Raw genomic sequence first — 578 nt, forward strand, 5'->3', positions numbered from 1 at the left:
GTCCACCTGCCGCGCATTCGCCCGCGTCGGCGACTCCCACACCGACCCGAAGTCACCAGCAGCATCGAAGACCTCGACGTTCTTCACGTCCGTCAGCTCCTCGAAGTACGCCACCGCCACCTGCCCGCGGGCCGGGTCAGCAGCCACGTAGTAGGCACCCAACGTCTTGGTGATCGTCCCCAACGCCGCACCGGACTCCGCGTCGAAGACCTCCACACCACGCGACGGGATCGCCACGTACACGTGCCCCAGCACCGGATCCACATCGATCGACCGGTTCGACTCACTGATCGGGTACGGACCCCGCACCACCTCACCGAACGAACCCTCCGCGATCGAGACCACGACCCAGTTCCGGTTCTGCTGACCCACGTACAACAGCTCGTTCTCGTCATCGATCCCGAGATCCCGGATGTTCTCCGGCAGCTGCATCGACCGCAACACCTCATCGGTCTCCGGATCCAGCTCCCAGATCGTCCGACCGTTCTGGTCACCCAGGAACAACGTGTCCCGCGCCTGCGAGAACGCCACCCCCGCCGGCAGCTGCGCCACCGTGTCATCCACCGACACCAGCTCGC

1 protein-coding gene is annotated in these 578 nt (G+C 65.6%); it reads right to left on the reverse strand.

Annotated elements, in window-relative coordinates:
- The coding region (locus tag ACSMHG_RS19550) for a YncE family protein (protein WP_435748259.1) at positions 1-552 on the reverse strand (552 nt) is incomplete at its 3' end.
- Positions 553-578: the final 26 nt, after the last annotated feature.

The organism is Nocardioides ureilyticus (assembly GCF_051280745.1).
Classification (GTDB): Bacteria; Actinomycetota; Actinomycetes; order Propionibacteriales; family Nocardioidaceae; genus Nocardioides.